The sequence below is a fragment of the Paraburkholderia sp. SIMBA_053 genome, from assembly GCF_046534895.1.
GTDB lineage: Bacteria > Pseudomonadota > Gammaproteobacteria > Burkholderiales > Burkholderiaceae > Paraburkholderia > Paraburkholderia caledonica.
This window is the reverse complement of the sequence record NZ_JAWRXU010001617.1, coordinates 1-239: the sequence shown is the minus strand read 5'-3', so window position 1 is coordinate 239 and position 239 is coordinate 1. Positions and strand designations below refer to the sequence as shown.

General features: G+C 69.9%; 1 protein-coding gene. It reads left to right on the top strand.

What is annotated here, in order from left to right; all coding sequences use genetic code 11:
- The coding region (locus SB753_RS41025) for a hypothetical protein (RefSeq protein ID WP_410805674.1) at positions 1–239 on the top strand (239 nt) is incomplete at both ends.

The window sequence follows — 239 nt, the reverse complement described above, 5'->3', positions numbered from 1 at the left end:
ACGGCTGCTGGCTGAGCGCGCCGCCCGCCAGCGCGGAACCGATGCCGAGGCCCCGACGCGCGTACCCGCCTCGCGATTCAAGGACTATGTCTCCGACTTCTCGGGAACACTGTCGTCGATCGTGCGCCCCATGCCGGAACGCCCCTATCGGCAGACGCGGCTCGGCACCCTGTTCCACGCCTGGGTGGAGCAGCGGTCCGAACTCGTCGGAGTCGGCAGTCGCGTCGACGAGGCGCTCT